This window comes from Burkholderia cepacia, assembly GCF_001039005.1.
Classification (GTDB): Bacteria; Pseudomonadota; Gammaproteobacteria; order Burkholderiales; family Burkholderiaceae; genus Burkholderia; species Burkholderia theae.
Genome location: NZ_LDWR01000003.1, coordinates 22950 through 31157 on the forward strand (window position 1 = coordinate 22950; position 8208 = coordinate 31157).

General features: G+C 67.0%; 6 protein-coding genes and 2 pseudogenes. 3 read left to right on the forward strand and 5 right to left on the reverse strand.

What is annotated here, in order from left to right:
- The first annotated feature begins 68 nt into the window (after nucleotides 1-68).
- Complete coding sequence (locus tag VL15_RS00985) at nucleotides 69-1217, forward strand: WD40/YVTN/BNR-like repeat-containing protein (protein WP_048242614.1); 1149 nt, start codon at nucleotides 69-71, stop codon at nucleotides 1215-1217.
- Here the strand turns inward: VL15_RS00985 and VL15_RS00990 are convergent.
- On the reverse strand, nucleotides 1204-2145 hold the full coding sequence (locus tag VL15_RS00990; RefSeq protein WP_048242615.1) for a LysR substrate-binding domain-containing protein: 942 nt from the start codon (nucleotides 2143-2145) through the stop codon (nucleotides 1204-1206). The genes VL15_RS00985 and VL15_RS00990 overlap by 14 nt on opposite strands.
- Nucleotides 2146-2292: 147 nt before the next feature.
- Here VL15_RS00990 and VL15_RS00995 point away from each other — a divergent pair, with 147 nt between their 5' ends.
- Nucleotides 2293-2718: a PACE efflux transporter gene (locus VL15_RS00995; protein ID WP_048242616.1), complete on the forward strand. Its 426-nt coding sequence runs from the start codon at nucleotides 2293-2295 to the stop codon at nucleotides 2716-2718.
- A gap of 121 nt (nucleotides 2719-2839) precedes the next feature.
- On the opposite strand, the gene VL15_RS01000 is transcribed toward VL15_RS00995, so the two are convergent.
- From VL15_RS01000 to VL15_RS01015, 4 genes and pseudogenes are all read right to left on the reverse strand, one after another.
- On the reverse strand, nucleotides 2840-3787 hold the full coding sequence (locus VL15_RS01000) for a choline ABC transporter substrate-binding protein (RefSeq protein WP_048242617.1): 948 nt from the start codon (nucleotides 3785-3787) through the stop codon (nucleotides 2840-2842).
- Between the two features lie 110 nt (nucleotides 3788-3897).
- Nucleotides 3898-4896, reverse strand: a complete 999-nt coding sequence (locus VL15_RS01005; RefSeq protein ID WP_048242618.1) for a GlxA family transcriptional regulator — start codon at nucleotides 4894-4896, stop codon at nucleotides 3898-3900.
- Nucleotides 4897-5005: 109 nt separating this feature from the next.
- Nucleotides 5006-5902, reverse strand: a complete 897-nt coding sequence (gene choW / locus VL15_RS01010) for a choline ABC transporter permease subunit (RefSeq protein WP_048242619.1) — start codon at nucleotides 5900-5902, stop codon at nucleotides 5006-5008.
- Nucleotides 5895-7208 (reverse strand): annotated as a pseudogene (locus tag VL15_RS01015) (quaternary amine ABC transporter ATP-binding protein); the annotation flags it as partial. The gene choW and the pseudogene VL15_RS01015, both read right to left, overlap by 8 nt.
- 509 nt (nucleotides 7209-7717) lie before the next feature.
- Between VL15_RS01015 and VL15_RS01020 the strand changes: the two are divergent.
- Nucleotides 7718-8208, forward strand: a pseudogene (locus VL15_RS01020) (DUF2339 domain-containing protein); the annotation flags it as partial.

An 8208-nucleotide genomic window follows, 5' to 3' on the forward strand; every position in this document is an offset into this window, starting at 1 on the left:
GATGCATGGATTCCGACCGGGCGCCAACGCACCAGAGCGCCAAGCCGGGCCACCAGGAGACATCCGACATGAACGATCGATTGCTCGTCGCCACCCGCAAGGGCCTGTTCATTCTGCAGCCCGACGGCAACGGCGGCTGGACGCTCGGCGAACCGCATTTCGTCGGCGAACCGGTCAGCATGGCGCTCGCCGACCCGCGCGACGGAACGCTGTACGCGGCGCTCAATCTCGGCCATTTCGGCGTCAAACTGCACCGCAGGCGCGCGGGAGCCGCCGATTGGGAAGAATGCGCCGTCCCCGTCTATCCGCCGCAGCCTGCCGACGAACCGCCCGCCGGCGCCAGCGTGAATGCCGGCACGGCCGACGCGGACGACGAGCCGCCCGGCCCGCCGCAGCCGCCGTGGACGCTTCAGCAGATCTGGTCGCTCGAAGCCGGCGGCGCCGACGAGCCGGGCGTACTGTGGGCCGGCACGATACCCGGCGGGTTGTTCCGCTCCGACGATCACGGCGACTCGTGGGTGCTCAACCGCCCGCTGTGGGATCGCCCGGAGCGCGCCGAATGGGGCGGCGGCGGGTACGACGCGCCGGGCATCCATTCGGTGATGGTCGACCCGCGCGACAGCCGGCACGTGACGATCGGCATCTCGTGCGGCGGCGTCTGGCAAACCTTCGACGGCGGTGCGACCTGGCGGGTAACCGCCGACGGCATGGAAGCCGATTACATGCCGCCCGAGCGGCGCGGCGAGCCCAACGCGCAGGACCCGCACCGCGTCGTGCAGTGCCCGGCCAACCCGGACGTGCTGTGGACGCAACATCACTGCGCGATCTTCCGCTCGACCGACGGCGCCGAGCACTGGCGACGGATCGAAGCGCAGCCTTCGAGCTTCGGCTTCGCGGTCGCCGTGCATCCGAACGAACCGGACACGGCGTGGTTCGTGCCGGCCGTGAAGGACGCGTGCCGGATTCCGGTGAACGGCCAGTTTGTCGTCACACGTACACGCGACGGCGGCCGCAGTTTCGAGAGCTTCTCGAACGGGTTGCCGGCCGCCCCCGCATACGACCTCGTGTATCGGCACGGGCTGGCGGTGGACGATTCCGGCACGCGTCTCGCGATGGCGTCGACGACCGGCGGGTTATGGACGTCCGGCGACGGCGGGGAAAACTGGCAGATGGTGTCGGCACATTTGCCGCCGGTGTATTGCGTCAGGTTCGGGTGACGGTGCGGCGGTCGTCCGTCATCCGCGCCACCGCCTCACGCGTCTGCGCGATTTCCGCTTCGAGCCAGTCGAGAAACCGCCTGACCCGCGGTTCGCGCTCCCGCCCGGGCCGGCACAGCGCGACGAAGCGCGCGCCGCCGAGCCGCACCGACGGCTCGATCGGCATCAGCGCGCCACGCTCGACGTGCTCGGCAACCAGCACCGAGCTCAACAACGCGACGCCCTGTCCGTGCAACACGGCCTGCAACGCGTACTGCTCGTCGTCGTAATGCCGGAACACCGCGCGTTCGAGCCACGCTTCCCGGCCGGCCGCGCGGCACCACGACGCCCAGTCGATCGACACGGGTAGCGGCGTATCCCACACGGTCTCGATCAAATCGAGCCGCTCGTCCGTGCGATGCGCGTCGAATCCGGCGGCCGCATACGCGCCGAAATACTCGTCGAGCAGCGCGATCTCGTGCAGCCCCGGGAACGTGCGCGACGTCGCGCGAATCGCGAGATCGATGCGCGCATCGCGTTCGAGATCGACGAGCGCGTTGCCGGTTTCGACCTTGATGTTCAATTCCGGATCGACGCGACGGAACCGGCCGAGCCGCGGAATCAGCCACATCGCGGCGAACGCGGGCGTGGTGGTCAGCACGAGCGTACGCTCGCCGGCCGCCTCGGGCCGCACCGCGTCCAGCCCTCGGCTCAGCGCAAGCAGTGCATCGTGACTCGCGCGAAACAGCCGCTCGCCCGCGTCGGTGAGCCGCACGCCGCTCGCGCCGCGCTCGAACAGCAGCACGCCGAGCCAGCTTTCGAGCGACTTGATCTGGTGCGACACGGCGGCCGGCGTCACGGACAGTTCGTCCGCGGCGGCCTTGAACGTGCCGAGCCGCGCCGACGACTCGAATACACGCAATGCGGTCAGGGGAATTTTCGAGAACACGGGGCCTCGCGGGCCGGATGCGGCCGGGTTGAATTCGATTCAATCGGGGTGAGATTAGGTGAATTGAGGCGGGCGTGCAACGCGGGTAGCCTTGCGGGACGTCGCGGCACGGTGCCACGGCGGTTGCCGTCGAACCGGAGAAACAACGTGCAAGGCCTACCGCGCAGGATCACGCAGGCGGTGCTCTACGAAGCGATCGCCATCTCCTGCATCTCGCCCGTGATCGCGGCGATCTTCAAGCAGGACCTCGTCTATTCGGGCGCGCTGTCGGCGACGATGTCGGCGATCGCGCTGCTGTGGAACATGATCTTCAACGCGCTGTTCGAGCGCTGGGAAGCGTCGCGCCGGCGGCCGGCGCGCACGCTCGGGCGGCGGATCCTGCACGCCACCGGCTTCGAAGGCGGGCTGATCTTCATGCTCGTGCCCGTCGTGGCGTGGTGGCTCGACATCTCGTGGTTCGACGCGTTCGTCGTCGATATCGGGCTGTTCGCGTTCTTCTTCTGCTACGCGTTCGCATTTCAGTGGGCGTTCGATCGCGTGTTCGACGTGCCGGCGGCAACGAAGGGGTCGTGACGGTTGTATCCGCACGCAATCGCACAAAAACGACGCGGCCCGCCCGCACGATGCGGGAGGGCCGCGATTCATCACACCAACGCGCCGCCCATTTCAGTCGGCGCGCCGGTCAGGTCGACGCTCAATGCACGCCGAGATACGCCTTCACTGCCGGCAGACCCGGCTTGCCGTCGATGGTCGTCACGCCCGCGAGCCACTTGTCGAGTGCCTGCGGGTTCGCCTTCAGGTACTCGGCGGCCGCCTTGTTCGGGTCTTCCTTGTTCATGATCGGCACCATCACGTGGTTTTCGATCGTCGTCGTGAACTGCAGGTTCGACACGAACTTCGCGACGTTCGGGCAGCGCGCCGCGTAGTCGGGCGGCGTTGCCGTCAGCACCTTCGCTTCGCCGTAGTTCGGGCCGAACACGTCGTCACCGCCGCTCAGGTAATCGATCTTCATCTGCACGTTCATCGGATGCGGTTCCCAGCCGAGGAACACGATCCACTGCTTGTCGCGGATCGCGCGGTTCACCTCGATCAGCATCCCGGCCTCGCTCGACTCGACCATCTTGAACTTGCCGAGGCCGAACTGGTTGCCGTCGATCATCTTCTTGATCAGCAGGTTGCCGTCGTTGCCCGGCTCGATCCCGTAGATCTTGCCGTTCAGCTTGTCGGCGAACTTCTGGATGTCCGCGAACGACTTCAGGCCGCCCTGGTACACGTAGTCGGGCACGGCAAGCGTGTATTTCGCGCCGGTCAGGTTCGGCGTCGACAGCACCTTGATCGTGCCGGCCTTCGTGAACGGCTGGATGATCGGGTCCATCGTCGGCGACCAGTAGCCGAGGAACACGTCGATCTGCTTGCTCTTGATCCCCGCGAACGTGATCGGCACCGATGCGATCGTCTTCGTCGGCGCATAGCCGAGGCCCTGCAGCATCGTCGATGCCAGACCCGTGGTCGCCGCGATGTCGGACCAGCCGACATCCGCGAAGCGCACGTTCTTGCATACGGGCGGATCGGCCGCATAAACGGCCGACATCGGCGCGGATACCCCGATCCCGCACACCGCTGCGATCAATAGGCGCTTCATCTGTCTTCTCCTCAAAGTGATGTCGTTTGCTTGAATGCGGGATCGTTTATTGAAGCCGCGCGCCGCGATCCCGGCGACGTCGCGGACTGGATGATTCATGGCGGCGCCGGTCAGCGCCCCGGCAACCTGCGCTCGTAGCTCGGCGCATGGCCGAACTGCGCGCGGTAGGCCTTGCTGAAATGGCAGGGCGAATGAAAGCCGCAGACCGTCGTCACGCGCGCGATCGACGCGTCGGTCGTGCGCAGCAGATCGCGCGCGCGTTTCAGGCGCATCGTCAGGTAATAGTGGGTCGGCGACACGTTCAGGTACACCTTGAACATCCGCTGCAAGTGCCGCTGCGACAGCCGCACGAGCCGCGCGAGTTCCTCCAGCGACAGCGGCTCCTCGATGTTCGCCTCCATCAGCCGCACGACCTCGATCAGCTCGGCACGCGAGAAGCCGACGCGCGCATCGACGGGAATCGGCTGCGTGTCGGTCGAGCTGCGGATGCGCTCCAGGATGAACTGCTCCGACACCTGCGCGGCAAGCTGCTGGCCGAACCGCATGCCGACGAGGTTCAGCATCAGGTCGAGCGGCGCGGTGCCGCCCGTGCAGGTCAGCCGGTCGCGGTCGACGACGAACAGCTCGTCAGCGAAACCGACCTGCGGAAATTCGGAATGCAGCGCGGACAGGTTCTCCCAGTGCACGGTGCAGCGATAACCGTCGAGCAGCCCGCTCGACATCAGCGCGTACGCGCCCGTGCAGATGCCGCCGAGCGGCAGCCCGCGTTCGGCGAGCGCCGCGAGCGTGTCGCGCGCGCCCTCGTCGACCACGTCGCGGATGCGGATGCCGCCGCACACGATCATCACGTCGGGCAGGTTCGTGTAGTCGAGCGCCTGCGTGGGCCGCACCGCGATGCCGTTGCTGGCATGCGCCGGTGCGCCGTCGAGCGAGTAGATCGACCATCGGTAATGGTCGGCGCGCCCGACATAGTTCGCCATCCGAAGCACCTCGACGGCGCTCGAGAACGCGATCATCGAGAAGTTCGGCAGCGTCAGGAAGCCGAAATGGGCGAGCGACGAAACCGGTGAAACGCAGGCGGCGGGCGCGACAGCGACGGCGGACGTCACATCGGTCTCCTGGCGAGGAGGTTGCAGGGGGCCAGCCCCGCGGCCAAAGCCGCGGAAGCCGTTATCGATTCAGGGAAGGCGGCCGGGAGACGGGCCGGCCGCCGGTCGTTCAGGCCTGGGCGTGCGCGGGCTTCACGCGAAACAGCTGCTTGAGGCCCGAGAACAGCGGCGCTTTCACGGTGCCCGGCGCGCGGCCGAAGCTTTCGGTGATGCGGTCGAGAATGATCGCGAGCAGCACGACCGACAGACCGCTTTCGAAACCGAGGCCGATGTCGAGGCGCTGGATACTCGCAAGCACGTCGTTGCCGAGACCGCCCGCGCCGACCATCGACGCGATGATCACCATCGACAGCGCCATCATGATCGTCTGGTTCACGCCTTGCATGATCGACGGCAGCGCGTTCGGGAACTGCACCTTGTACAGCAGCTGCCACGGCGTGCAGCCGAATGCCTGGCCGGCTTCGACGATCTCGCGGTTCACGTGGCGGATGCCGAGGCTCGTCAGGCGCACGGCGGGCGGCATCGCGAAGATCACCGTCGACAGGATCCCCGGCACGCGGCCGAGACCGAACAGCATCGCGGCCGGAATCAGGTAGACGAAGGCAGGCATCGTCTGCATCAGGTCGAGGATCGGACGCACGGTCGCGGCGACCCACTTGCTCTTCGCGGCCCAGACGCCGAGCGGGATGCCGAGCACGAGGCTGATGATCGTCGACGACAGCGTGAGGCCGAGCGTGATGACCGTCTGGTCCCAGAAGCCCGTCGCGAAGATCAGCAGCAGCGACGCGGTGGTGAACAGCGCGAAGCGCCAGCCCACCCGCCACAGCCCGACGCCGATGAAGATCGCCATCATCATCCACATCGGAATCGCCTGCAGGCTGTGCTCGACGAATGCCGCGAGCCCCTCGATCGCTTGACCGATCGCGTCGAACGTCTTCGCGTCGTGGTCGAGCAGGTAATGAACGCCCTGGTCGACCCAGGTACCGAGCGGAATCATTTCAGACATGGGAACCTCGCGAACGCGTGATGGCCTTCAGGATGAGCGCACGATCGACCGAGCCGCAGTAGCAGCCGTCGTCGTCGACGACCGGCAGTGCATTCGGGCTCGCGACCACGCGCGCGACGACATGTTCGAGCGACGCGTCGCGCCGGATGCTCTCGATCGGCCGCACGGACGGCGTGGCCTCACCGATCGCGTCGCGCGTGACGAAGCCGCGGATCTTGCGTTCGGCGTCGAGCACGAATGCGTATTCGGCGCTGCCGTTCAGCGTCGCCGCGACGTTCGCGGCATCGCACTTCGACACGATCGGCACGGCACCCGTCTGCATCAGGTCGCCGGCCGTGAGGTAGCGGCTCGTATCGATGCCGTCGAAGAACGCGCGCACGTAGTCGTCGGCCGGGTTCGCGATGATGTCCTGCGGCGTACCGACCTGCACGAGGCGGCCGCCTTCCATGATCGCGATGCGGTTGCCGATGCGCAGCGCTTCCTCGAGATCGTGCGACACGAACATGATCGTGCGGCGCTGTTCCTTCTGCAGCTGCAACAGCACATCCTGCATTTCGCGGCGCTTCAGCGGATCGAGCGCGGAGAACGCCTCGTCCATGATCATCAGCGACGGGTTCACGGCCAGCGCGCGAGCGAGGCCGACGCGCTGCTGCATCCCGCCCGACAGCTCGGACGGCAGCTTCTGCGAAAACGGTGCGAGACCGACCTGCTCGAGCACCTCCATCGCGCGCCGTTCGCGTTCCTTCTTGCCGACGCCCGCGACCTCGAGGCCGAACGCGGCATTCGACACCACGGTGCGATGCGGCATCAGCGCGAACGACTGGAACACCATGCTCATGTCCTTGCGGCGCAGCGCGGTCAGCGCCGAGCGGCGCGCCGACGCGACGTCGAGCCCGTCGATCATCACCTTGCCGGCGCTCGGATCGACCAGCCGGTTCACGAGGCGGATCAGCGTGGACTTGCCGGAGCCGGACAGGCCCATCAGCACGAAAATTTCGCCTTCCTGCACATCGAAGGAGACGTTGTGCACACCGACGACCTGACCGGTGCGCTTGAGCACCTCGTCCTTCGTCGAGCCGGCGGCGAGCATGTCGAGCGCCTGCTGCGGGTTGCTTCCAAACACCTTGCACAGACCTTCGACTACGACCTTGGGGGCATCCATCGAAACCTTCTCCTCGTGTAGCGGGGACTCGAGCGAGTCATAGCGTGCCTACATAGTTGCCAGAAAAAACCCCGACCTGCCGACGAATTACGACAAACGCTTGCGCAAATACGACACGCCCCCCAGCCCCGCCCGGCGGGGCGCGGCACGCGGCGGCACCCGATTGCGGCGGCGCAATACGCGCACGGCCAACAACGACGGGCATCGCGCGCCGGACTTGTGCGCAGCAGCGCGGCGCGCATCGCATGATGTTTTGCGCCAATTCGCGTCGGGCGCTGGTCGCTTTGCGACAATTTCACGTCCGATCCGCCGGTGGCGCGACTGTCGTCCGATCAATGCGCGCCGACCGGCCGTCTGCCGGTGCCTGTCGGCCGCCCGCAAAAAGCATGACCGTACAAAAAAAGCCGCGTCGAACGATCGTCATGCACGGAAATCAGCCACGTATCGCCCCCTGTCCGCAACCCTGAAAATCCCGCATGGCCGCTGTGATACATTGCCGGCAAACACGCCGATCGCGACGCTGCGCGGGTCTGTCGCACGACGGTCCGCCTGCGGCGCGCGCATGCCGGTTCGCCTGCCGGCCGTGCTGAAACCGCCTCGATCCGGTGCGATCCGCGATCGAAGGACGATAACGATAGAGAGGGAGCAAGGCGTTGAACTGGGCATTCGCCGTAATCGGTTTCATCGTGGGCGGCATCGCCGCATTGATCGGGGATTTCTCGGGCGCGAGCGGCTCGCTGCTCGGTGCCGCCATCGGGTTCTGTATCGGCCACGCGCTGCAGCAACACAAGCTCAAGAACAAGCGCGCCGCATCCGATGCATCCGCGATGCCCGCGACGCCGCAACAGCCGCCCGTACCGCTCGCCGATCGCGTCGCGCGCCTCGAGGCGACCGTCGAAACGCTCACGCGCGAACTCGATTCGCTGCGCGGCCAACTGGCCGGCGCAAAGGCCGGTGCGGCAACGACCGGCATCACCGCGCAAACGCCTTCGGCCAGCGCGGCCGGCGCCTCATCCGCGCCCGTGTCGCTACCCGCCTTCGCAACGCCGCCGACACCGCCCGCGCAACCCGCAGTCGCACGCGCGGGCATGCCGGCATCCGCGTCGGCGCCGGTACCTGCCACGGCACCCGCCGCCGTGCCCGC